This is a genomic window from Sedimentibacter acidaminivorans (assembly GCF_017873955.1).
GTDB classification, from domain to species: domain Bacteria; phylum Bacillota; class Clostridia; order Tissierellales; family Sedimentibacteraceae; genus Sedimentibacter; species Sedimentibacter acidaminivorans.
On sequence record NZ_JAGGKS010000012.1, the window covers coordinates 1 to 25,476 of the forward strand.

At 31.1% G+C, this 25,476-nt stretch carries 20 protein-coding genes and 1 riboswitch; of the genes, 1 reads left to right on the forward strand and 19 read right to left on the reverse strand.

What is annotated here, in order from left to right:
• From J2Z76_RS15755 to J2Z76_RS15780, 6 genes are all read right to left on the reverse strand, one after another.
• Positions 1–2,640 (reverse strand): InlB B-repeat-containing protein (locus J2Z76_RS15755; RefSeq protein ID WP_209513022.1); only part of this gene is annotated, 2,640 nt, incomplete at its 3' end.
• Positions 2,641–2,891: 251 nt separating this feature from the next.
• Positions 2,892–2,986: riboswitch (cyclic di-GMP riboswitch) on the reverse strand.
• 122 nt (positions 2,987–3,108) lie between these two features.
• Positions 3,109–4,563: an HD-GYP domain-containing protein gene (locus tag J2Z76_RS15760; RefSeq protein WP_209513023.1), complete on the reverse strand. Its 1,455-nt coding sequence runs from the start codon at positions 4,561–4,563 to the stop codon at positions 3,109–3,111.
• Positions 4,564–4,723: 160 nt separating this feature from the next.
• Entirely contained in the window at positions 4,724–5,938 is a 1,215-nt protein-coding gene (locus J2Z76_RS15765) for a BTAD domain-containing putative transcriptional regulator (RefSeq protein ID WP_209513024.1), read from the reverse strand.
• Positions 5,939–6,137: 199 nt separating this feature from the next.
• The gene (locus J2Z76_RS15770; protein WP_209513025.1) at positions 6,138–7,001 is read right to left on the reverse strand and encodes a radical SAM protein; all 864 of its coding nucleotides are present in this window, start codon (positions 6,999–7,001) and stop codon (positions 6,138–6,140) included.
• A gap of 119 nt (positions 7,002–7,120) precedes the next feature.
• Complete coding sequence (locus tag J2Z76_RS15775; protein WP_209513026.1) at positions 7,121–9,166, reverse strand: ATP-dependent helicase; 2,046 nt, start codon at positions 9,164–9,166, stop codon at positions 7,121–7,123.
• A 34-nt stretch (positions 9,167–9,200) separates the two neighbouring features.
• Positions 9,201–9,629 carry a C-GCAxxG-C-C family protein gene (locus J2Z76_RS15780; protein ID WP_209513027.1) on the reverse strand — a complete coding sequence of 143 codons (429 nt, stop codon included), beginning with the start codon at positions 9,627–9,629 and terminating at the stop codon, positions 9,201–9,203.
• 303 nt (positions 9,630–9,932) lie between these two features.
• On the opposite strand from J2Z76_RS15780, the gene J2Z76_RS15785 reads away from it, so the two are divergent.
• Positions 9,933–10,811, forward strand: a complete 879-nt coding sequence (locus J2Z76_RS15785) for a hypothetical protein (protein ID WP_209513028.1) — start codon at positions 9,933–9,935, stop codon at positions 10,809–10,811.
• A gap of 50 nt (positions 10,812–10,861) precedes the next feature.
• On the opposite strand, the gene J2Z76_RS15790 is transcribed toward J2Z76_RS15785, so the two are convergent.
• The 13 genes from J2Z76_RS15790 to J2Z76_RS15850 form a co-directional block, all read right to left on the reverse strand.
• The gene (locus J2Z76_RS15790; RefSeq protein ID WP_209513029.1) at positions 10,862–12,205 is read right to left on the reverse strand and encodes an MATE family efflux transporter; all 1,344 of its coding nucleotides are present in this window, start codon (positions 12,203–12,205) and stop codon (positions 10,862–10,864) included.
• Between the two features lie 146 nt (positions 12,206–12,351).
• A complete protein-coding gene (locus tag J2Z76_RS15795; RefSeq protein ID WP_209513030.1) occupies positions 12,352–12,699 on the reverse strand; it encodes a CD1247 N-terminal domain-containing protein in 348 nt (115 codons plus the stop codon).
• Between the two features lie 12 nt (positions 12,700–12,711).
• A complete protein-coding gene (efp, locus tag J2Z76_RS15800) occupies positions 12,712–13,269 on the reverse strand; it encodes an elongation factor P (protein WP_209513031.1) in 558 nt (185 codons plus the stop codon).
• A gap of 48 nt (positions 13,270–13,317) precedes the next feature.
• Positions 13,318–13,746, reverse strand: coding sequence for a pilus assembly FimT family protein (locus J2Z76_RS15805; protein WP_209513032.1), 429 nt, complete (start codon positions 13,744–13,746; stop codon positions 13,318–13,320).
• Between the two features lie 129 nt (positions 13,747–13,875).
• Positions 13,876–14,397 carry a PilW family protein gene (locus tag J2Z76_RS15810; RefSeq protein WP_209513033.1) on the reverse strand — a complete coding sequence of 174 codons (522 nt, stop codon included), beginning with the start codon at positions 14,395–14,397 and terminating at the stop codon, positions 13,876–13,878.
• A 38-nt stretch (positions 14,398–14,435) separates the two neighbouring features.
• On the reverse strand, positions 14,436–15,005 hold the full coding sequence (locus tag J2Z76_RS15815) for a hypothetical protein (protein WP_209513034.1): 570 nt from the start codon (positions 15,003–15,005) through the stop codon (positions 14,436–14,438).
• A 5-nt stretch (positions 15,006–15,010) separates the two neighbouring features.
• Complete coding sequence (locus J2Z76_RS15820) at positions 15,011–15,424, reverse strand: type IV pilus modification PilV family protein (protein ID WP_209513035.1); 414 nt, start codon at positions 15,422–15,424, stop codon at positions 15,011–15,013.
• Positions 15,425–15,788: 364 nt separating this feature from the next.
• The gene (locus J2Z76_RS15825) at positions 15,789–17,498 is read right to left on the reverse strand and encodes an S-layer homology domain-containing protein (protein ID WP_209513036.1); all 1,710 of its coding nucleotides are present in this window, start codon (positions 17,496–17,498) and stop codon (positions 15,789–15,791) included.
• Positions 17,499–17,503: 5 nt separating this feature from the next.
• Positions 17,504–18,931, reverse strand: a complete 1,428-nt coding sequence (locus J2Z76_RS15830) for a LysM peptidoglycan-binding domain-containing protein (RefSeq protein ID WP_209513037.1) — start codon at positions 18,929–18,931, stop codon at positions 17,504–17,506.
• On the reverse strand, positions 18,906–19,487 hold the full coding sequence (locus J2Z76_RS15835; RefSeq protein ID WP_209513038.1) for a PilN domain-containing protein: 582 nt from the start codon (positions 19,485–19,487) through the stop codon (positions 18,906–18,908). The genes J2Z76_RS15830 and J2Z76_RS15835 overlap by 26 nt, the downstream gene beginning before the upstream one ends.
• Positions 19,487–20,494 carry a type IV pilus biogenesis protein PilM gene (gene pilM / locus J2Z76_RS15840; RefSeq protein WP_209513039.1) on the reverse strand — a complete coding sequence of 336 codons (1,008 nt, stop codon included), beginning with the start codon at positions 20,492–20,494 and terminating at the stop codon, positions 19,487–19,489. Before pilM ends, J2Z76_RS15835 begins: the two co-directional genes overlap by 1 nt.
• 12 nt (positions 20,495–20,506) lie before the next feature.
• Positions 20,507–21,265: a prepilin peptidase gene (locus tag J2Z76_RS15845; protein WP_209513040.1), complete on the reverse strand. Its 759-nt coding sequence runs from the start codon at positions 21,263–21,265 to the stop codon at positions 20,507–20,509.
• A gap of 95 nt (positions 21,266–21,360) precedes the next feature.
• The gene (locus tag J2Z76_RS15850; RefSeq protein ID WP_209513041.1) at positions 21,361–25,473 is read right to left on the reverse strand and encodes an InlB B-repeat-containing protein; all 4,113 of its coding nucleotides are present in this window, start codon (positions 25,471–25,473) and stop codon (positions 21,361–21,363) included.
• Positions 25,474–25,476: the final 3 nt, after the last annotated feature.

Consider the following 25,476-nt stretch of genomic DNA (forward strand, 5'->3'; position numbering starts at 1 on the left):
ATATAGAGTATCTCCACCTACTGGCATTGTGAATGATGCTTTATCTGCATATTCTACTGTTCCTGTCGCTGTTGTACTCCAACCTTCAAATGTGTATCCTGCTTTTGTAAATGCATTATCATTTAAATCAAATACTGTTCCTGTTGGTTTTACGCTATTTCCCATTGTGCCTGCTCCACCATTAGCATCATATACTAATGTTTGGTCTGTTGCACTCCAGATTGCATATAGAGTATCTCCACCTACTGGCATTGTGAATGATGCTTTATCTGCATATTCTACTGTTCCTGTCGCTGTTGTACTCCAACCTTCAAATGTGTATCCTGCTTTTGTAAATGCATTCTCATTTAAATCAAATACTGTTCCTGTTGGTTTTACGCTATTTCCCATTGTGCCTGCTCCACCATTAGCATCATATACTAATGTTTGGTCTGCTGCACTCCAGATTGCATATAGAGTATCTCCACCTACTGGCATTGTGAATGATGCTTTATCTGCATATTCTACTGTTCCTGTCGCTGTTGTACTCCAACCTTCAAATGTGTATCCTGCTTTTGTAAATGCATTATCATTTAAATCAAATACTGTTCCTGTTGGTTTTACGCTATTTCCCATTGTGCCTGCTCCACCATTAGCATCATATACTAATGTTTGGTCTGTTGCACTCCAGATTGCATATACCAACATATTACCAGTCACAGAAGTAGCTCCTGTAAATGCAGTACCACTACCATTTGCTTCTGTGTTCCAACCAGCAAATGTATAACCTGTTCTTGTTGGTTCTGATGGTAAAGTTCCTAAAGTTGAATATTTTACAGTTTCCTTAGAACTTGGGACAGCATCTGTCCACCCTTCAGAATCTGTATGATTCTTATCAAATGTAACAGTTGCATTTTCAGTCTTTTTATATCCAAAATAAACTGTTTTACTTTGACCATCTTCTGACATTGTTACTGTAACCGGACTAGCTAAGGTAGTTGGATTGCCGCTTCTTCCTGCAGATTCTGGAACATATGTGTATAAAGTATTATCATCATCTAAAAATGTTGGAATACTTGCATTTATAGTATAAGGATGATTTGGAAGTAACAATTCACTAATTCCGTCATTATAAACGATATTATTTAAAACTTCTTTGTTATCCCATCCAACTACTCCTGTAATATTAGAATCCTTAGAAATAGGATCCCCATTTTCATTTACAAGATAATATACTATATTAATAGAACATGCATTCATAGGCAATTTTGGTGTTTCTACTTTTTGAATACATGAATTTCCCAAGAAATTTGTGTAGCTTAGAATAGCAGGTCCAGCGTTTGTATCATACAAACCTCTTGCATCAGAGTCCTGTAATATGCTATCATTCATCTCTATCTTAACTGTCAATGATGCGCCACCTTTTGTTATGGCTCCAATATCCCAGCTAACACTTCCTTCATCTGGATATGATATTGATAAATCACCTGTAGTCGCTTCTGCACTAATAACAGTTCCGTTAAAGTTCATTGTTTGAATAGCATCATCTATAGATGCGTCTGTTCCTGCAATTTTAGTTTGGTCAGCAATTGAGGAGAACACTCCTCCTAATACACTTGGATCTGTTATAGGGTAAAAATATTTGTCATCTGGATTTGATGCAATATTCTCGAGATTATCATAGTCATCTTCGTTCATCAATAATCCTATTGAATATATTGTAGCATTATAACTACTTCCCTTTAGTGTATCCGCTTGAGTTCGACCATTTTTTTCAGATGGTTCTGGCTTACCGTCTGTTAAAAATACGATATAGGCAGGACGATTTCTATCTTCACCTGTACGTGCTTCTAACATATCTATAGCAGCTTGAAGAGCATTGTTATAATCGGTACCATCATTAGCTGACAAAGTACCTATAGTGTTAATGAGAGTATTCTTTTCATCTACACCAGTCAAAGGCTCATTACTAGCATAATCATTAAAAGCTATTAAACCTACTCTATGAAGTGACGCTTGACCATCATCATTAGCAGTAAACATTGTATTTACAAAATTTCTAGCCGATTGTTGTGCTACTTCTAATCGTGTAGTAGCCATATAGTCTGAACAGATAGTCGGCTCGGGCGTAGTCCATTCTGACCATCCAAAAGCCCAATAACGTTCTGACGTGAATTCATATGTTTTTCCACAATCAGGACAAATACCTATTTTTTTCTGATGTTCTGTAAGCCATCCCCATGAACTACCATCATTTACCCATGAAATTATACCTCCATGTGTGTTATGATGTTCTGGATCTAAACAAATAGGATCAATATCATATCCCATACTACCAGATCTGTCAATAACCATAATGGCATCAACACCCTCTTTTACAGGTGTTCCGCTAACATTAAATGTAACTTCTGCTATTCCATTTTCTTTTTCATACCATCTTGCTGACTTAGTCATTCTCACATGTCCTTGATTTCCAAATCCAGGATAATCATTAGGATCATATCCTGGTGCGTTTATATCTGGAACTGCAGTCATAGTAACTACGCCTTCTTCTCCAGGTATTGCAGCTGCACTCACCACACTACTCGGCATACTAGGCATTAACATCATCAAAGCTATTACAAAACATATTACTTTTTTGAACATTTTAGTTTTATTCATGATTTGTCCTCCTTTCTTCGAAATTTTTGTTTCATTTAAAGATTTTTCCTTTGGTTTAATCAAATTCTTAATAATCATTTAAACTAAGTACACCCCCTTCCTTATTTCCATTATTATATATAGAAACAACTTCCCTTTTTGGGTTAGTTGGAACTATCAAGTTAATTAGTTTTTATTTTTGTAGCATTGACTTAAATATTTTACACATTTATTTTTTGTATTAAAAAAGGCTGCAAGATAATTTAAAATTATTTTGCAGCCGAACCATCGTAGTAGTAATTTAATTACATACATTAGACTTCTAGCTTTGCGTCCCTAATTTTCATTAGGTTTGCCCTTTATATTACGAAATAGTTAATATATTGTTATATCTAGTCTATTTATACCACTTATTTGAAACTCTAAACAATAATCTATGCTCACAGTATTATTTTGTTTACTTTATTATTGTTCTACATTTATTCCAAATTATACAATTTGTTCCTTATTTTCCATTAAGTTTATGAATATTTTTGAAATATTCGGATCAAATTGACTTCCTGACTTTTCTGATATTTCTCTAAGTGCTGCTTGATTTGACATCCTACTTTTATATGGTCTATCATTTACCATTGCATCATATGCATCTACTATAGAAAAAACTCTAGCTTCAATAGGAATTTCTTCCCCTTTTAAGAGTCCTGGATATCCCTTTCCATCCCAACGTTCATGGTGAACAAGTATTAGTTCGTCAACTGATAATGTATCTTTAAATTCCTTTGCTATGTAATATCCAATTTCACTATGCCTTTTTACATTTTCCCATTCTTCGTTATTCAAAGTATCTTCTTTTTGTAGTATTACTCTTGAAACACCAGCTTTCCCAATATCATGAAATTCACAAAGTAGGTTTAACTTGCTTTTCTCTATATCCGATAAACCAAGTTCGTTTGCTATCATTAAACTCAGTTTTTTTAATCTTTCATAATGTGCTTTTGTTTCAAATGTAATGCTTTCTAAATTCTTTTTTAGAAATTTAATCATGGATAGCTTAGCTTCTTTGCTTTCCTTCAGCTTTTTAAAATACATTCTCTCTTCAGCTTTTTTCAAGACATCTCGTATGTTTTCAGATGCTACTTCCTTAGTTGCAACTCCAAAGCTTATACTTAATTTTATAAAATCTAAAGGATTATTTTCAAATTTATTTTTTATCCTATCAACTATTGAAGAAGCTATTTCTTCTGTAGTTTTAGGTAAAATAATTATAAATTCGTCTCCACCAACTCTGCTTATAATATCTTCTGTTCTAAATGAATTCATCATTATTCTAGCTGATTTTTTTAGAGCATTATCGCCCATGCTGTGACCAAATGCATCATTAATTAATTTAAGTCCATTTATATCACCCATAATTACGCTTATAGGTAACTGTCTTTTTGTATCTAACCTTGCTATTTCTTCATCTAAAAAACTTTTATTATATAATCCTGTTAATTTATCCTTACAACTTAATCTTTCTATATCTTTAAAATAATAAATATTATTTTTCAAGCTTCCAGGATGACTTAATTGATATTCCGTATTATTAATAATACTTGTCATATCGCTATAATACATCATCATAGTTTCTTCGCTATTACTTCTAAGGCTTTTATCGGTAAATATGTTGACTAAATACCAACGCCCTAAGTCTTTGATATATATTTCATGCTTACCACTATTTTTAGGAATTATATTAAAGTATAGTTCTTTCAAACACAGTTTATCACCGCCATATATAACGATATCTGAAATCTTCCTTCCAATTAACTCTTCTGGAAAAATATCAGTTGCAATATTAAATGTTTCGCTTATGTAAACTAGTATATAATCCACAAAATTTCCATCTTCATTATAAATTGCTTTGAACTTTAGATAGAAATCATTTATTGAAGGGTACTCCATTTTATCACCACCGATATAATTTAAGTTAACTTAATACAGCAATTATTTATCTACTCCCTTATTATATATGACACCAATTACATTTTTATTTCTTATCAATTACATTTTTATTTCATTTCAATTACATTTTGATTACAAAAATAGCCCTGACTATTCAAGGCTATAATAATGTGTTTTCTAACAATAATGGTTGAAAATCTATGTATAAATTTTTATCACTTATTTTAGTGTATTTTTTAAAATTTGTTCTTATTCGTTCTTCAATTTGCTTAGTTCCGTCTCCCTTAACATTATGGAGCATTATTAATATTTGATTATCATTCCAAAACGTAAAAATATCCCCCCTTCTCAATGAAAACATTAATAATCTAATTAAATCATTTGTCAGTCTACTTGAATCATCCAAGTATTTGTTTTTTTCTTCCATTCCGGTTAATGTTATAATACTTAAATAGTCGTATTCATTTTTTCTTTGTGATTTGTTTTTCTGTATATTAAATAAGAATTTAAAATGTTCGATATTACAATTAATAGCACCAGTAGATTCTCCAAAATCAAGTTTCTCACTAATTTCCGAAAAATCAATATCACTTTTCTGTATGATATTATTTTGTATTTTGTCTAGTGACTTTACAAACTTAGTTGAAGGTTTAATATCCATTTCCTTCTCTAATAAATTTATTGCATAATCATAATGGTCAATAGCACTCTTATTCTTACCTATTTTTACCATTGATTCCATTAATGCTATATGAATATTTTCTTCATATGGCTCTAAAAGCAATGACTTCTCACATAACTCAATAATTGCTTCATTATCATTTTTTTCATTAAATAAATCGATAAGCTTGTACAAAGTTTTCAAATACAAACGCTGATAATAATTTCTAGCAGGTACTAACCAAACTTCATATGCATTATCTGACAGATATAATCCTTTATATATATTTAAAGCTTTTTCATATATCGCTATGGCACTTTCACCGTTTTTATTACATTCTAAATCTCCCTGATTTACTAGATTTTCAAACTCATCTAAATCAAGAATTGCATTTTCACCCGTCTCGAGACAGTAATAACCATTGAGAAAATTAATAGACAAATAATCGCTTTCATCTAAATCTTGAGGATAAAATGTTTTTATTATTTGCCTTAACCTAAATATCTGTGTACGTAATACATTTTTGGGGTCGCTAGATTCACTGTCAGTCCAAAGGTTATCTATTATTGTCTCTGGCAATAACTTCTTGTTTCTAAAGGTGATAAAATATTCAAATAGTTTATATAACTTGTATGTTCTGCTAGATCTCTTTAAAACCGATTGATTATCAGCCTTAATATCAAATCCACCAAATGTACTAATGTAGAGCTTCATATCACAACTCCTTTGTATATGTTACTCATAATATTTTGTAGTTTTAACATCGTATTTTATTATATGTCCATTTGAGTAATTTTTCAAACATTTTTTTAAATATTAATTATATTTATTTCTTATTTTTTAGTAAAACTAGAATTTTTCTATAGAAATAACATGAATAAAGCGCATTCCCTTCAATAAATAATAAAATATCCTATAGTGTATCGAAAGTCATTGGAACAAAATCATCACTATCTCTAAATTTCCTTAGTCTTTGTAACAATACTTCTTTATCTTTATTTAGTGTACCCGCTTGATTAATATGATTAGATACATGATTTGCCCTAAATATACAATCATTGAGCTCCATATTTTCTAACATTATTATATTTTCATCTATAATTTGAAGTGGTGAAGCCAAATGGAATTTACCTTGTTTTATATCATCTGCTAATTCTGATTCTTTTTCCACTACTAATCTTAGCAACGAAAAATAATCTGGATTAATAGCTGAAATAACTTTGGCTGATTCAATTGCATGTTCTTCCATTAGATCTGTTCCACCTAACCCAGATATTATCATACATGATAATTTAAACCCTGCTTTTTTTGCCTTTTGTCCTGCTTCAATCATTTCTTGCTGATTTACACCCTTGTTCATAAATGACAAAACATTATCCGAACCACTTTCTACACCCATATAAAGAAGTTCTAAGCCTGCTTGTCTTATAGACTTTAACTCTTCATCTGTTTTTCTAAGTAAATCTAATGGTCCTGAATATGAACTAATACGTTTAACTAAAGGAAATTCTTTTTTAGTCATTTCTAATATTTCTAATACTTTATCTGTTTTTAAACAAAGCACATTTCCATCTGCAAGAAATATTCTTTCTGATGATACCTCATATCTTTTCAACCATTTTATATGATCAATTAATTCTTCTTTTGTTTTGTTTCTAAACTGCTTACATTTATACATGTAGCAAAATTTACATTTATTGTGCGAACAACCCTCTGTAACTTGGATTATCAGGCTGCGTGCTTCGCTTGGTGGTCTGTATAATGGATTTGAGTACATATTTTTCTCCTTTTTTAATAACTAACGAAATATAATTAATACTTTAATTGCATAGTTTGTTTTTATTTAAGTGCTCTGTATATAATGCGAACACTTTTGTAAATGTATGTTTAATGTACTTATATTATTTGAATTATTTTGTTTTCTAAAGTTGTTTTTATATCAAAACTTCTTGCTTTTCCCTTAACAAATCTTATAAGTACAGTACTTTTTGTTATATCTACTACAACACCATTCCCAAATTTATTGTGATTAACCTTTTGTCCTATTTTTAAATTATAATCTACATCCCTTATATTCATCTGCATTAATTCATTTATAAATAGTGATGGCACTCCTGGAACTGTTATGTTGAGTACTTTCTTAGCCCTGGTCATACCAACATAAAATATCCTTCGTTCTTCTTCTAATATTCTCCCATATGTTTCTTTATTCATACCTTTAATGTCAGATGGAAATTCGCCATCTAAATTATCTAACATAAAAACAAAGTCATACTCTAGACCTTTTGCACCGTGAATAGTAGATAAAGTGACACTCGCATTCTTATTTTCTGATGCATTTTTTATTACATCTTGTAAGCTATATATTTTATTAATAAATTCCTTGATACTAGAGCAATATGATCCGATTTCTTCTATAATTTCTAATATATGAAGAGAATTAGATAAATTATTTCTACCTTCTTCTTGCATTCTCTCAAGATACCCCATATATTCCAAACCCAGTTTTATATATCTTACAGCATCATTAGGCTTAAGTTTATTTAAATAATTTATATCTGTCTTAAATTGTTTGATTCTATCATAAACATAATAATCAAAGCCTGAACAATTATCTAGTATATCAAAAACACTTAAATCTTCACGAGGACTGTTAAGAACCATTTGACACATTCCTTTAGTGAAATACGTATAACTTTTATAATATATTCTAGCAAACGATTCTCTATCTTTAGGATTTAATGCTAAATTTAAAAATGCAACTACATCATTTAATACAAAGCTATTAAAAAACTTAGTTTTATCTTCTTTGATATAAAAATCAATACCGTTCTCATAAAGGCTGTTAGCTAAAATCATGGCAGACATATTATATCTATATAATATTCCTACAGTACTAGTAATCTCAGAAACATATTTTAAAATTTCACTAATTACTAGTTTAGATTGCTCTTTTCTACTATCAAATTTCACTACATTAATGGTATTTTCTTTTGGATTATCCGTACGAATTGATTTTTTAAATCTTTTCTTATTCTTTTCAATAAAGTTTTTTGCGCTCTCAACTATATTTCTATCAGACCTGTAGTTATTATCTAAATAAAAGATTTTGCCATCTTTGTATATATTCTTAAATTCAAGCATAAAATCTGGATAACTGCCTCGAAACGAGTATATTGCTTGGTCATCATCACCAACCATAAAAAGATTATCATTAGAAATAAGTTTAATTATTTCATGCTGAATTTTAGAAGTATCTTGCATTTCATCAATTTGTACATATTGATAAGTGCTTTTGATCCAATCCCTATAATGCTTTGATTTCAATAAAATCTTATATGCATAAACAAGCATATCATCAAAATCTATTAATTTATTTTGAGATTTATAAATGCTGTATTTCTCAAATAGTTTATCAAATTCTTTTATTTCAATTCCATAATCCCTATAATTCTTTGGGTCTATCATCATATTTTTTACAAACCCAATTGCAGATGATAAAGTTTCAATTTCTTCATCACTTACATAGCTAAAATACGATTGTGAATAATGTGATTTAAGTATTTCTCCTAATACTAGATAATTATTTTTAAGTATCTCAAATTTTATTCCTTTTTTTCTAAAAAAATCTCGTACTATTTTATATGAAAATGAATGAATGGTAGAAAATTCAACCTTGTGTCTGTATTGTTCCTTAAAATAATTTTGAAATCTATCTTTCATATCGGTTGCAGCCATTTTAGAAAAAGTAATAGTAAGAATTTTACTAATGCACTTGTTTTCATATAAAAGCCTTCCTGTTCTAGCTATTATAACGGTTGTTTTACCAGAACCTGCAGTTGATAGTACCAATGCATTACCATAATCAAATAATGCAGCTTGTCTTTGTTGTTCATTTAATTCTATACCATTTGTATTTTTTAGATACTCAAAATAATCCATTCATACACCTACTATTTTACATAATTAAATATAATTATGATTGTTCTTTAATTACTGTCTCCAAAACTTCAGCAGTTCTTATCTTTACAGGATTACATCCTTCTGTTTCACTCCTGTGGTGTTCCTTGATATACAAGCAATCAATATTACCAAATTCATTTTCAAACTCTTCTACTAGTTGTTTTGAAATTTCCTTCATCTTATCATTAGTACTAGGTTTGTCCTCAGCATACATAATTCCAATAGCAGCTAAAGCACCAAGCAACGCTCCACATGTTTTTTCTGATTGTAATCCTCCGCCAAATGGACACACAGCTTTTATGAACCTATCATCTAATCCTAAAGAGTATTTTTCATTTGCGCTAAGCAATAAAATTTCAGCACAATTTTTGTGATATAAAGGACGTTGATCTTCACTATATTGTAATTCTTCTTTATTTAATCTATCAACAATATTTTTCATAATAAATCTCCAATCTAATTAAAGAACATTAAAAATCCTGATGCAAATGCAGAAAGAATCATTCCTAATGCTATTATCAAGCATACTATTCTTGTCATATTCTTGTGTTTACTCTTATTTCTGTTCATATTTACCCCCAGTAATTTTTTTATTTATAATATAATAACACATAAATTGTAATAATAACAGATTACTTTTCTTAATTTTAGAAATTTTCAGTTTATATTTAGAATTAAATGTTATATAATATTATATTAGATCATGAATTCTTAACTATATCGTGAAAAAGATGGGTGTGATAATTTGATAAATGAAAAAAACAATTGGTCAAAGAAGAAAAAGCTTATAATTTATTTGTTTTTATTAATTATAACAATGTTTACAACAATATATATATTAAATATAATAATCGAACCACAAGGCTATACTCAACCTTCGTATGACCAAATAGATTTAAATCCAATCTTATCAAAAAATTTATTAACTGAAAGTGATTATAAAACATTATTTTATCAAACTGGTCTAGGAAAAGTTGCAATAGATGAACTTCTTAAAAACAAAGAAACTGGAATAAATGATATACAAGAATTTCAATACAATTTTTTTACCGCAAAAAATATTAAATGTGAAAAAATTGGAATAATAACTAAGCAAGAATCCTTTGTTGACAATAAAGGAAACTACAAATATGGTTTTAATTTAGCTCCCTACAAAAATGGGTATGTCCTAATTACAAAAGCAACACACTCAATTGGTTGGCGTCATGGTCATGCAGGTATAATTACTGACGCTGAAAAAGGAGAAACTTTAGAGGCTGTAATTTTAGGTCAAAATTCGCAATATCAAAATATAACCAAATGGAAAATGTATCCTTCTTTTATAATGCTTAGATTAAAAGATACATCCGATGAAAAATTAAATGAAATATCAAATTTCTCAACAAAACATATGTATGATATACCATATGGATTATTGATAGGACTAACAAACAAGAAAAACCCTGATATAGAGAATATAGAAGGAACTCAATGTTCGCATTTAGTTTGGTATCCTTTTATACAAAATGGTTATGACCTAGATTCAGATGGATCATGGCTTGTAACTCCAAAAGACATTGCTAATAGTGATTTATTTGAAGTAGTTCAAATATTTGGTGTTGATCCTGATGAAATTTGGCCATAAAAAAAGTTTCCAGTTTATTATATAAATTAGAAACTTTTTATTTTAAAAATTTATTTATTATGCTCAATTGCTGCATTTTTCGCATTTTTTTCAATGAATAAATCATTGAAGAAGAATCTGATAAAAATAACACTTCCTATTAATAAACAGATTGCTTCTGAAACAAACGATGAAATCCATATACCGTTCTCACCCAATAAAGATGTCATCAATAAAAGTGATAAAGTAATAATTACAAAACCTCTTCCAATTGATAAAATCATTGAATACAAAGGTTTTTCTATAGCCGTGTAAAACCCTATAATAACAATATTTAATCCAACAATCAAATATGCAGTAACATAAATTCTAAAAGCCTTTACGGAATAATTAAGTAATTCTATCTCTGAAGCAATAATAAAAATACCATTAATTTGTTTAGCAAAAATCATTGTAATAACATAAACACCTAACGAAATAAATACCGCAACCTTTACAGCACTTTTGATAAAAAATGTATAAGATTTTTTATCATCCCTTCCATAATAATAACTTACCAGCGGCTGCATCCCTTGTGATATGCCCCCCATAGTCATTAAAACAATCATATTTACATACATAATTATTGTATAGGTTACAATGCCTGCGTCTCCTATATTCTTAAGGATTATCCTGTTGAACATAAAAACTGTAAATCCCAATGAAAATTCTGTTATAAAATCAGAAGCTCCAAGAGGAATGGTTCTTTTTATAATATTTAAATCAAATTTATATTTAGTAAATTTAATTTTAGAATCCACTTTAATAAAATGCCATAAATAAACTATACAAGCAACTACATGGGATATCCCGGTAGCAAAAGCTGCCCCTTTAACACCATAACCTAATTTTATTACAAATACATAGTCTAAAAAAATATTTGTAACTGCAGAAATACAAACAACAATAGTTGCTAGCCTTGGATAACCATCAGTTTTTACCAAAACTTCAAAATAATAAGACAACATATAAAATACACTAAACAGAGATATGATACCTAAGTATTCTTTAACATAGAATATCGTTTTCTGTGTTGCTCCTAAAAAATAAGAAATTTGTTCAAGATTAAACAATATTACTGTCGTAATTGTTATAGAAATTGTAATCAAGGTTACCATATTATTTGTAAAAACTTGACTCGCCTCATTTTTTTCTTTATTGCCCAAGTGTATTGAAGCAATAGTAGACGAACCTACTGCAAACAAAATTGCTAATGAAAATATGGAATTTACTACTGGCATACTTATATTTATTGATGCTAAAGCACTTTCACCTACTCCCTTTGCAACAAAAATACCATCAACCATTGTGTAAATAGAGTATATCCACATAGCTAAAACCGAAGGTATCACATAGTTAAAAAATTTTTTCTTCATGATCTTCACCTCTTACTACAGTATATACTATAGTACTATACCCATGTCAAGTTTTTAGAAAAAATAAATTTTAGTCCATTTTTACATAAAAAAAAGCACTTAATTAAATGCTTTTTTTATTTTGCTATTAAATTAATATCTTTTTATTAGTCTTCTTCTGGAAGAGTTTCACAACAATCACAGTTTTCAACAAAATCATCATCATAATAATCATCGTCATAATAATCATCATCATCAAAATCATAATCTTCATCTTCGTCTATTTCAATATCATCAAATAATTCTTCTTCAATAGTTGTTAAATCTTCATCCAACAAATCTAAGTATTCATTCATTTCTTCTTGCTCTTCAACTATGTCACTCATTCCATCAGCTATTTCCTCAATCACTTCCAACATTGCATTAAATAGCTTTCCTTCTTTAGTATCAGACTTAACATCTAAACCATCTGCTAATCCTTTTAAATAAGATATTTTTTCATACAAAAAATCCATAAATATATCCTCCTATACTCTTGATAGATATTCACCAGTTCTGGTGTCAATCTTCACTTTATCTCCTATTTCAACAAAAAGTGGTACTTGAATAACTGCACCAGTTTCAGTTGTTGCAGGCTTATTAGATCCTGTTGCTGTATCACCTTTAAAGCCAGGCTCTGTTTCTGTAACTTCTAATTCAACAAAATTTGGAGCCGTAACCTCAAACGGTTTACCCTCATAAAACCTCATTTGTGCAATTTCATTTTCCTTTAAATATACGATAGCTTCCTCAACCTGATTATAATTTAACGGAATTTGTTCATAATTTTCTGTATCCATAAAATAATATAACTCACTATCATTATATAAATATTGCATATCCTTAGTTTCAATATGCGCCTTAGGAAACTTTTCAGTTGGATTAAACGTTTCTTCCCTTATCGCCCCAGATATTACATTTTTTAATTTAGCCCTAACAAAAGCTGCTCCCTTTCCTGGTTTAACATGTTGAAAATCTATTATTTGCCATAATCCATTATTCCAAGACATTGTAATGCCTTTTTTAAAATCACTTGCTGAAATCATACTTAACTGTCTCCTCCTTTGTGTATATTATAACCAGCAAAATGCTGCTTATTCCAATATTATTGTTCTGCCCGTACCTGGAACGATAGAAATTTTCTTAGTTTCCATTGTTTTTTTATCCATAATTGTTAAAGTCCCTGCATTGATAGGTGTACCGGTATTGGTAAAACTAATAGTACCACCATTATTATACATAATAGAGAACCTCTCCTTAAACCGAACTACTTTTTCAACGTTTAAATTTTGTCTTACTTCATATGTATTCGTATTCTTGTAAATTTTTATTTCATGATTTGAATCTGCTACTTTCATATGTTCTGTTTGTATATATCTAACATCCATAACAAATTCACTTGCCATTTTGTCCATATATCCAAAATCTATATCAATTTTTGGGATGGCTACAGCCAATACGACACTAATTAGCGCAATCGTAACAACCATTTCAATTAGAGTAAAACCACTATTGTTTCTCATTAGCTTTCCTCCTAGGGTCACTAAAAAGCAATGGCAATAATCCCATTACTTATTGTATTAATTAATTTAACTTTTGTCAATGTATTTTATTGGCTTTATCCAAACTTTATTTTTAAAATAGACGTTTTTTCAGTTATTTCTCATAAATATAATTTGTTCTGCTTGATATCTATTACTATCCTTTAAAAGAACAAGTCTAATCCTTACAGACTTTGTATTTTCAAAAATTTCTCCCTCAGGAATAGGACATGCGTACATTTCACTTACATAATTACCTAATTCTACATGAGCACTACTTGAAGCCAAACCATTACCATATGAAATTTTATTGTTTTTATTTTCAAAAATATAGCATTCAGCTGCTTCTGATCCATATCTAAAGGAAATTTTGCTAATTTTTTTCTCGTTTGATTTTTTTAAATAACTTGAAGTATTTAGCCTAGCTAATTCAATATATTTACAAACCATAATTTTATTAGACATAAAAGTTAAAATATATTGAGCTTGAAATTGAAGTTCCATGTCATTTTTAATAGTTTTATAGTTTTTAAAAGTGACTAAAAAAACAGACATGATTAATGTAAATATAATACTAAATAAAACAATTGAAACTAATAGTTCTAACAATGTAAATCCATTTTTTTCTTTCATACATTAAAACACCTCTTCAATAAATGAAAAAATTAATATTATTCATATAGTACCCAATTTTCCAGTTTCAGCACATTAGAAATATCGATTGTATTATCAATTGCATCATTGTAGTCTGGAACTTGAATTATTATATCAACTGATGATGTTTTAAATACATTGGTATCAGAATAGTATTTTGATTGTACGCAAACAGTCAGTTTATCAATACCGAATGCTAACTTATCTACATTTATAACTTGTATATATGGATTATTGTTATCATTTATTTTGTTCGTTATTTGCCCCGTAATAAATAGTTTATAGTTATTAGCAAATACATTTTCAGCATCAGTAACATTAAAAGGATTAATTTTAATATATTCCTCAACCTTTTCAACTGAATCAACAATTGCATTGTTTACTAGGTCATAAGCATCAACATAAGCACTATTCAAGCCTGATTCAGACATGTATGATGCTTGTTTTATTTCAGAATTTGCTTTATTAATTTTAAAGTTCATCATAGTAACAACTAATAAAGATGCACCTAACATCATAGTTATTGAAATAGTTATGATTAATAAAACTAAAGTTGAACCATGATTTCTAGTGATATTAATTTTCACACCTATCAACACCCATCACATAAAAATTCGTAGTTAAATATCTTACTTCCTTTCAGTTTATTGATCACTTGCCCATCATGCTTCAAAACTATTTCAATGTTAAAAATCATATTGCGGCTATCAGGTTTAATAATTATTTCTGTACTGTAATTATTTACAGATTCATTTATTATCCTTTTATAGTAATCGTTTTCACTGTTGAATTGATAATTAGTAGTATCAAGAGTATCCATTGCTTGTATTTCTTCCATGTAATTTTGAGCTTGCAATATAGATTTATACTCTATCTCACTTTCATTATTTAGCTTTTGAGAAAAAATGAACATAGACATTAAAGGGCATATGACAATTCCTAATATAGCAAGAGAAATAATTATTTCTACTATTGTTAAGCCATCTATACCAAATAATCTCTTCATCTTTTCCTACTTTCTATAATCCACCTTTTAAATATTTGCTATTGCACAAAAATCAACTTGTCCTACTCCTTCTTGTGATTAATTATAAATTTTATACATTGATTATAATAAATTTGTCATAATATGTCAAAACAATTATTGTTAATAAAAATTCATTTATATGTATTTTATTTAATTTGTTTATAAAATTAATATAATTAATTAGATAGAAAGATAGTACCTATCCATACTGTCCTTTTTTTTATTGGTAAAAATCGATAAAACAAAAGGGACGGACCTTTTAAAAAAAAAGCCCGCCTCCACTAATTAGACCAAATTCGCCTGGGTAAATGGGAAGATAGTACATATCTCCACTGTCACCTATTTATTCCGTTGTATTATAGAGCATATAGGCTACCTCTGCTCTAGTAATTTTATTGTTCATACTGTTAAAGCTGTTAGAACGTACCTTTTTTTCGTATAGCATATTATTAGCTATATCAGACCATCTGAAATTTCCATAATATAAAACTCTGTTCATGATGGTTTGAACTTCTGTATAGGTGATTAAATTTTTCGGTTTAAATGTACCATCACCATAACCAGATATATAGTTATGATAAGTAGCATAGTTTATAACATTTATGTAATAGCCAAATGTACTAGCATCCTTAAAGACAGTTGTACTGCCAGGATACGTATTTATATTCCAATTATAAACTCTGCTTAATAATGTTAAAAACTCAGCTCTTGTAATATTATTGTCCGGCCTAAATGACATATCGCTGTAGCCACTGATAATACCTCGTCTTACATAGGCATCTATTTCATCATTCGCCCAATGTCCCAATACATCACGGAAAGCTTGAGTATTTTCATCTACAAATGCGCTAAAGGTTGTGCCATTAGAATTTAACATTTTAGGGTTAATCTTTGCACTCATTTTGCCGTCTTTAACGTTTGTTGGTATGTATAACCAGTTATTGCCATCCATTCTATAAATACCACCTTTAAATTTATCTCCATAATATTCAAAGGAAAGTTCTATAGATTTGCTTTCATTTATATTTCCGGATAGATTTGAAAGCTCAATAGTATAACTGTCTGATGCTTTAATTAAATTGCTATAATTTGTTTTCCTCACATCAAAAGAAGTAATAATACTTAAGTTTACATCATGGTAATATGTGCCGGAAGGAACTTCCACCGTAAACCTCTTATCTTCAGTTACTGCAGTTCCTCCTGAAATAGGTATAATCTCTGATGTTGCCTTTTGTAAACCATCATTCATATTTGATTCTCTATATCCTTGATTATAGGATTCTTCATATGCACTGATAAATCCCGATATGAATCCATCCTCATAGTCAAGATCATCATTATTCAAAGAATATTGTTTTATAATTTCATTTCTTGAAGGCAAATCTCTTTTAAACTCTAAATCCTTGCCTGCATAAAAATCTTTTGCACCATAGGGAGCTCCAACAATCATACCAACGTCTTCCCCATCCATAAAACCTTGCTCTAATGACACCAAAGCAGGCTCGTAGGCAGCTGTGTCATAAGCCTCAGCATACCCTTCATTAAAAGCCTTTGTAAATTCTGTAATAAATGCACCTCTGTAAGATGAACTTTGTTTATCTAATTCAAACATTTTGCTAATGTTGGTACTTATGGGAAGCGCAGCTCTCCAATCAGAGTCTTTACCCTTCTGATAATCTCTCGCACCATATATTACTCCGAGAGCTTCACCCAAAGCAGAAGGATAATCTGTTTCATCATTTGCATTGCTTTTATCATCAAAAGCATCCAAATATCCGTCGATAAACCCGTTTTTAAATTCACTCTCTTTGTAATTTTCTATCTTATTTTTAAGAGAACGGTGGGCTCGAGAGTCTTTATATTTATCTTGATATGCATCATTTGCTGATAATTTTGTATCCTTATCCTTTCTATCATAGCCGTAGTCATAACCTGCTTCATATCCAGCCTCATAGCTTAAGCTATCCGTATCAATAGCAGCAAAGACTGTTCCGGTATTAAAAAGCATTAACAAAACTATCAAAATTGATATTATTTTATTTGTAATTTTCATCCGCCCTACCTCCTTACAAGTACTAATACTTTTCCTACCGGTAATATGTCGCCGGAAGTCAAGCTATTGTTTGTCAAAATTTCATTCTTATAATTTATAGTGCCATATATCTGCCTTGAAATGCTTGTTACTGAGTCACCGGGTTTAACAACATAGAAATCATAGATTGGCTGATTGTTACCTTGTGAATCTTCATTAACAGGGTAAAAGGCTTGAAGCTTGTCGATTAGAAATACTCCTATATCATCTCTGTTAAATGGCATTTCAAAATATATATGCGTCAATGTCAATGGATATAAATCTAAATCCTGTGGTGTAGCAGCCTCTACTTCAGACCATCCTAACCAAGATATACCTCGAGATGCAACTACATCTATATCTTCACCATCCTGAGTTCTAAACCTTAAACCCAATGTTCCAGGAGAATATCCAAAAGCATCAACCCACATACTTATAGTGTCAGGAGGGAACTTTAACTCAATACCAGGTCCTAAATCCACATAAGCTCTGTTCTCTTGCCCAATGGCAAACATATTGTATTCAAATCTCAAAGAATATTTTCCGGACTTTTTAATTGTAGAAGGCTCAGCATTTCCTTTAATATTTTCATTTGATGGAATAAAGCTGTAATTTCTGGTTTCAAAATCATCAAGCCTATACACTTTAACATAATCATTGTCATTTATAGCAGTGCTGGAACCAGATTTGCCTCCGCCGTAAGAACTGCCGTAAGCACCACCTTGAACTACACCATATGTAGCAGCATCGCTGTATCCATCGTAAGAAGCAATTAAGGAACCTTCACGGTCACCATCCACAGTCTCTACATGTATTACATCCGGATCAGTCTTTGCAATTCCTTCAAGGCTGTATATCTTTAATGTCATATTTCCCGAAAGATTAGAGTCACCTTCTCTATCCATAGTTAGATTATCAACTACGACCCTTCTAGGACTTGAACCTAAAGAGTTAATAATTTCCATTGTTCCATCATAACTGCCGCTATATGGAAGTGAAATACTCATATTTCGTACAGCCATTTCTCCCAATGTTTCTTCAGATGGATTACTGAAGTTTATATCACTTATGGCTACTCTGTCATCAACAATCAAATCGTTTAACAGATATATTATCTGAGCTTGATCAAGAACAGGAAAATAGTTTTTTAATATTTCCTCTCTCTCTCTATGCAGCATTTCCCATTCCTTTTTTATATTGTCTTCCTTCTTTATTGTATTGTTCATATCAGCTATTTTATTGTCTAGTTCTACAATTTCAGTTTCTAAGCTTATGGTTTCTTCAGCTTGCGGAACGAATACAAATCGATTTGAAAAATAGATAATTAAAACTATTCCCAACAAAATGAGCAATGTCTTTTCACTTTTAGTAAGAGGTCTTAAATTAATTTTACTGATTTGGAATTTCTTGTTCATCAATATTAACCTCCTTAAAAGTCGTATTTAAAACAAAACTATAATTACCTTCCTCTTTATTGTTATTAATGCTTGATAAAAAAACTGATTCAACGTCCTTAACTACTTTAAGGCTTTTGCTAAATTCTGCTATAGAATAGCTATCCTTTGCAATACCGGAAATTTGCATTTTTCTACCACTTACACTAAAATTAGTCATAAATAAATCTGCAGGCATCTTTGATTTAATTTCAGTTATCAACTCTTCACTTACAATGTCAGTTTTTGCAATATTTTTGTCCATTTTAATAATCCTGTCTACTTCTTCTTTAAAAACCGTCATCTCATATTCAAGATCTTTTATTTCGTTATACTTTTTCACTGTTTTAGGGTCTTGGGAAACTTCTAGTTTGCCCTCTACTTGACCTTGCAACATAAATATATGGAATTGATTATATACTCCTTTTGCTGCAAATCCTGCTATACAAAGTACAAGTACCGTGTTTAACAAAACCATTCTATTAAACTTGAATTCCCGTTTCTCTATATAGGGTTCAAAAAAATTAAGATCACTCATCACTTCACCCCATTTACTCTTATTAGTGCGCCAATCGCATTAGCATACTTTGACAGGTCGCCGTTAAATTTTACTTTATCAAGACTGTTAAGTTTGATACATTGTCTATTTAAATAGTTGCTCATGAGACTCTCTATGCCGTCAATATCAGAATAACTTCCATAAATCAAAACTAATTCAATATCATTATCGGCTTCTCTGGAATTATAGTATCTAAATACCATATCAATTCCATCAAGTACCACTGCAAGATTGCTTTTGATGCTGGAAATTACAGCAACATCCTGATCATAGGACTCATCCAAGGTCTTAAACGGGCTCTCTTCATCATCAACAGCACTTATTTCTGCCTTCACTACACGCGACATGCTCATTAGTCCCTTATGAGTAATGTTAAGTGCAGTGCTCTCCTGTTCTAAATCCACGCAAGCAATGGTAATACCATTGTCATATGCATCATTTATGTTATCGCTGAAACTTATTAATTTGCGTATGGCATTACCCGCATAATCCAAGACTACAGGTTTCAAACCTAAATTATTCAATAAATTTAGATGGGTTTCAACCATAAACTTAGGTACTCCTACCAACATTATATTTTGTTTTTCAACACCTTCTTCATCTACAATGTCAAGAGGAATATATTGAACAACATAGCCTTCAGGATCAACCGGCAAATATTCATCTAGCTGGTATTTTAAAATCGAAGCAATTTTGCTTTCTTCAACCTTTGGAATCCTTATTTCTCTTATGATTATATTAGATGAATTTATTACGCCAAATACTTCACCATGAGATATATTATTCTTTGACAGCCCATTTTGTAATACATATGAAAACTGTTCCATATCTTTTATAACTCCATCTACATATAATCCATCAGGTACAGGTATTGAAAAACTCTTATTAATAATGATATTCTTCTTGTTATACCTTCCTTCTACTACTTTCACCTCATCTGAACAGAATTCAATAGAAATAGTCATTTTTTTATTAAACAAGTCCATTGTCATCACCCCTTATAATAATATATTAAAATACCAATTTATAATAACCTTTCCCCACAAAGACGTTATAAAAAATCCTAAAACAATAAATGGCCCAAATGGAATAGGGTCTTTCCGTGTTTTAATCTTTGTAGCCAATAAAACCATAGAAATGATTGCGCCTGAAATAAATGATAGGAATATACATAATAATATGTATTTAACGCCTAAAACAAAGCCTAAAGCACCAATAAGGGTGACATCTCCTCCACCCATGCCGCCGCGAGATATTATCACAATGGCTGCGAACAATCCCCCGGCTAATATTAGTCCTAAGAAACTGTCAATTAACTCCAAAGATATGCCATAAAAAAAATAATTAACAGCTTTATGTATAACAGATAAGGCTAAAATACTCAACACTAAACTATCTGGTATAATCATTTCCTTTAAATCAATAAAAATTATGGAGAGCAGCACTGAGGAAATTAATGAATAAAATATAAAATCTGCTCCAAATCCAAATTTCAAATACATAATTATGTACAGCACAGCATTTAGCGATTCTACTACCGGATACTGAGCTGAAATACTAGTCCTACAATACCTGCATTTGCCTTTTAACAATAAATATGAAAACAATGGTATGTTATCGTACCAGCTGAGGCTATGGCTGCATGTAGGACAATGAGATCCCGGCCACGCAATGCTTTCACCCCTTGGTATCCGATATATACATACATTTAAGAAAGAGCCTATAATAAGTCCGTATAATAAAATTAATAGTGTCATTGGTTCCCTCCTATTAGTTGTTCAATAATTTAAAAATCTTTTCTCATACTTTTAAATACTTTTTGCTGAAAGGACAGGGATATAATAATCCCTGCCTATTTCTTATTCCAATACTCCATTATTTCATTGTACTGGCTCTTAATTATTTGCTCTACTTTGTCATCTAAAGGTTTTTTGAAAGAATCCTTCATCAAACCGAATAACCATTTAATCACAGATCTATTATCTTCATAAATACCTTTAATAGAATCAAGTATGGTTTTTATATTAGTTATAGTTGATTTATCACCTGATTCAAGTATATCTGAAACTTCTCGAATCTCCGGATCCATATAGTAATATCCAGTCAATGCAACATAATAACCTCTATTCATGTTTTCATCCAATTCAGGTGCAACATATTCTAAATCTATTATATCTCCCTTTATCAATTTTGTTCTCTTGTTGTCATTATGTTTTTTAAAATCACTATAAACATCTGTCTCTTCATTAAATAATGCGGAAGATATCTTCAATTCTCTTACTCTGTCAATTTGATTGATTGAATAGTCCATTGACACAGATTCAATCTCGAACAATCCTGCTCCGTGGGAAAGTCTAATGATTACTTTATCAGTATTTGGATCAATAAGTGATAAGTCAATCGGCACGAGGAATTCTTCCATCAAATCTCTTCCGGCCTTTATATTTCCCTGTTCAATCCATTTCTTACCGTCCCAGACTTCCACATTCATAGTTATTACTTTCATGAAATCTTCAAATCGATTCTCTATCAGTGGCAAGCCTAATAATTTTTCCAACAACCAGAAATCATTTTTTGCATTAACTTTATCCAAGTAATATTCCCCAAGAATTGTAGTAAAGTACGATTTTTGAACAGAAATCATAAATTTTCCAAGTTCTGCTTCACTTGATGGTTTATTAAATTCCACTTCATAAATAGACATGAAATCTTTTGTGTTCATTTGTCTAACATCAGTGCCAGCTAATACTCCATCCGTCGTTACTTCATATAGTACATCATTACCGGTAACTTTTTCTTCAATTCGTAACGGATATTGCTTTTCCGCAATTGTATGAGGATTACCATCTATGTCAACCTTCACATACTCTACATCCGAATCCCTTGGATAATCAACTGCATAAAGACTGAATCCATTAATAAAGGATTTTTCATCAAGATTTTCAGCAATTCTTACGTTATATATTCCATCTTTTGACTCAAGCTTTCTTAAAGTTCCATATGATGTTGTTTCCAATGCTTTACTAATTGAAAATGGTATAGATTCGTGTTCAAAGTTATAATCCGTTCCATCAAATGAATATACAAATGGACAACTACCTCCACTACTACTCCAATGAGCATAAAGTGTATGATTACTATCTGTATAAACTTGTGTGTTCTCAGTTATTCTTGTTCCACCAGATTGATCCGTAAACCAACCATCAAAATCATATCTATTTCTACTTACATTAGGCAATGTACCATAGGTGCTACCAAATGTTACTGTCTTTGTTCTTGGATTTGGTGTACTTCCTTCATTGCTGTCAAAGGTTACTGTATAGGTACGTCCAGTCCAATGTGCATACAATGTATGGTTACCAATTATTGTAACTTGTGTATTTGAGTATATTCTAGTTCCACCGGTTCGCTCCGTATACCAGCCATTAAAAGTATAACCCGTTCTTGTTGGTTCAGGTAGATTACCATATTCATTTCCATAGTCTACCGTCTTTGTTGATGGATTTGGAGTGCTTCCTCCATTGCTGTCAAAGGTTACTGTATAATTATTATTACTCCATCTGGCATAGAGGTTTTGGTTTCCAAACAATGAATAAATATCAGACGATAAAACTTCTTCACCTGGACCGTTAGCTGTTGTAAACCATCCATCAAAATGGTATCCACTGTAAGACGGCGTAGTCATTATGGAGGAGTAAGAATTACCATAGTAAATTGACTTTGTTGATTCAACCGGTGTGCCACCATTTCCATAAAATGTAACATAATATTGAATCGGCTCCCAATTTGCTCTAACAGTAAAGTCATAATTTGGCATATATGAAGGCAACTCTGGATCCCAGCCAATAAATGTGAATCCTAATCTTGTAGGTGCCGGTGGTGCTGTAATAGGATCACCATATGCTTTTTCCATTGCATCAACCGGAGTACCACCGTTGCTATCGAAAGTAATAAAATAGGTATCAACCGGCAATTCTTCTTCTACAATAATTGTTGCATTTCCGCTTGCATCAATCTCGTAACTGAATATGCCTACCCCTTTAATTTGCCTATTGGAATATTTATCTCTAAACTCAAGTCGAACCCTGGTCAGGTCTGTCTGTGTACTTGTATTCTGCTCAATATTAATTATATCAGACCCATCGAATGAAAACTTAATATCGTCAACATCTCCATCTCCAGATAGAATAGAGGCAGAGAACTCAATATTGCTTGTCGAATTACCAATGTCCTTCCAAGTATTTTCTAAATTAAAAACTATATTATTCGATGCAGTAGAATAACCAATATTTCTAAAATAATTATGTGTAATCAGTTTCATTTTTGTATCGGATTCCTTAACTACCCTAATTCTTAGCTGATTAGACAAATCATCTATCATAGAAGTTTTAAACTTTATGAGACTAGTATCGCCTAAATGAAGATTTCCAAGATTGTTGACGCGATTGTCTCCTCTCTCAAAATATACAGCATCCCCTTCGTTAATATACAAAGTCTGTTCAGTAGACCAGCTCCCTCCCTTGAAATACAAATCTTCCGGTGAGTTGACAATTATCTTGGAACCTGTGTTTGAGCTTTCAAAATCAGTCTCATTGATTGTAATCTTTCTCGAACCCGTAATATATGCATCATCATCACTGTCTAAAATAACATCGCCGTCAGACTCTATTCTAGAGTTGTTTATCCCAATACTGCCTCGAGATTTTATAGAAACGTTGTTTCCTTCCAACTCAGCATTCCCGTACATATACACGTTTCCTTTACCTGCAGCCTCAAGTAAAATATCTCCTGAGGTCTTCAAGGACACTCCGGTATCAAGTAATTGAGGTACACCTCCAACAACTACAGGATCTCCGCTGGAATCAAGCTCAACATAAGGATGTATAAAAACAGTTCCCCCATTTGAGCCTAACCCTGAAATGATTTTAATATCACTTCCGTTTAAAACAGTAAAATCTTTAGCTAAATTAATATTTCTTTCAATCAACCATTCAATTTTTTCGGAACCATCTACTTCAATTGCTTCATTTCCAGGCTCACTTGAATATGATGGACTGACTTTCATCGGAACAAACAAACTTCCATCGGTAAGGTCTAAATTAACTGACGGATCACTTGGATCAGGATAAGGACTCCTTGCATCTAATTTATTAGTAACACTCTCTTTAATAAGATCATAGTCTGATGAATCATATTCATAATCATTATCAATATCTACCCAAGGAAATGCTCCGACTCTCCATTCAGCACCCATTACATAGACCTTATTGCTACTCATGACAGAAGAGCCTCTGAATCCATTGACATCAACAGGAGTAACCGTTAAAACTACATAGCTGTTAGCCCCCACATTGTCCAATAAATTAGTCAATATCTTCGTATCCTGAGACACGGATATCAACACATAATCATCCGGAAACTTTAAGGTAGCAGGATCAACTCCCGGTTCAGTTCTCCACCATTTAAATAAATTAGCAAAAAAACCTACTTGAGCAGAGTTATCATCATATATAGCCGTAAGATAAGGAGCAGTAGTTAAATCTGCAACAAGATTTAAAGGGTCATTGCTTACTTTTATTGAAACATTTTGAACATTCAGTAAATTCCTAACTTCTATCTCAGCTAATCTTTCAGACAAATAAACAGTCATGTCTCTGTTTGAGCCTGTGCTTTCATAGTATAGTTTTTGCATAGCAACAGTTTGCCCCAATACCTCTACATCAGGAGCCTCAGACCACTCCGGTATATCACTAAGCGAATCTCCATCCTGAATCCTCGATTTAACATCAAAAATTATTTCTTCAAGGACACCTTGGTCTTCAAATGCATCCTCAGTTATATTTCCGCCAAATGAAATATTTTTCAATTGCGAAGGGAATACTGAAATAAAACTAATAGCAAGAATACCCAAAAGAGCAATTGCAAGAATTAATTCAATTAGCGTGAATCCTTTTCGAGTACGCATATA

Coding starts and splice junctions, on each gene's coding strand:
- J2Z76_RS15760 (WP_209513023.1), bottom strand. CDS start 4,563: ATGGAGTACCCTTCAATAAATGATTTCTATCTAAAGTTCAAAGCAATT.
- J2Z76_RS15765 (WP_209513024.1), bottom strand. CDS start 5,938: ATGAAGCTCTACATTAGTACATTTGGTGGATTTGATATTAAGGCTGAT.
- J2Z76_RS15770 (WP_209513025.1), bottom strand. CDS start 7,001: ATGTACTCAAATCCATTATACAGACCACCAAGCGAAGCACGCAGCCTG.
- J2Z76_RS15775 (WP_209513026.1), bottom strand. CDS start 9,166: ATGGATTATTTTGAGTATCTAAAAAATACAAATGGTATAGAATTAAAT.
- J2Z76_RS15780 (WP_209513027.1), bottom strand. CDS start 9,629: ATGAAAAATATTGTTGATAGATTAAATAAAGAAGAATTACAATATAGT.
- J2Z76_RS15790 (WP_209513029.1), bottom strand. CDS start 12,205: ATGAAGAAAAAATTTTTTAACTATGTGATACCTTCGGTTTTAGCTATG.
- J2Z76_RS15795 (WP_209513030.1), bottom strand. CDS start 12,699: ATGGATTTTTTGTATGAAAAAATATCTTATTTAAAAGGATTAGCAGAT.
- efp (WP_209513031.1), bottom strand. CDS start 13,269: ATGATTTCAGCAAGTGATTTTAAAAAAGGCATTACAATGTCTTGGAAT.
- J2Z76_RS15805 (WP_209513032.1), bottom strand. CDS start 13,746: ATGAGAAACAATAGTGGTTTTACTCTAATTGAAATGGTTGTTACGATT.
- J2Z76_RS15810 (WP_209513033.1), bottom strand. CDS start 14,397: ATGAAAGAAAAAAATGGATTTACATTGTTAGAACTATTAGTTTCAATT.
- J2Z76_RS15820 (WP_209513035.1), bottom strand. CDS start 15,424: ATGAAGAGATTATTTGGTATAGATGGCTTAACAATAGTAGAAATAATT.
- J2Z76_RS15825 (WP_209513036.1), bottom strand. CDS start 17,498: ATGAAAATTACAAATAAAATAATATCAATTTTGATAGTTTTGTTAATG.
- J2Z76_RS15830 (WP_209513037.1), bottom strand. CDS start 18,931: ATGAACAAGAAATTCCAAATCAGTAAAATTAATTTAAGACCTCTTACT.
- J2Z76_RS15835 (WP_209513038.1), bottom strand. CDS start 19,487: ATGAGTGATCTTAATTTTTTTGAACCCTATATAGAGAAACGGGAATTC.
- pilM (WP_209513039.1), bottom strand. CDS start 20,494: ATGGACTTGTTTAATAAAAAAATGACTATTTCTATTGAATTCTGTTCA.
- J2Z76_RS15845 (WP_209513040.1), bottom strand. CDS start 21,265: ATGACACTATTAATTTTATTATACGGACTTATTATAGGCTCTTTCTTA.
- J2Z76_RS15850 (WP_209513041.1), bottom strand. CDS start 25,473: ATGCGTACTCGAAAAGGATTCACGCTAATTGAATTAATTCTTGCAATT.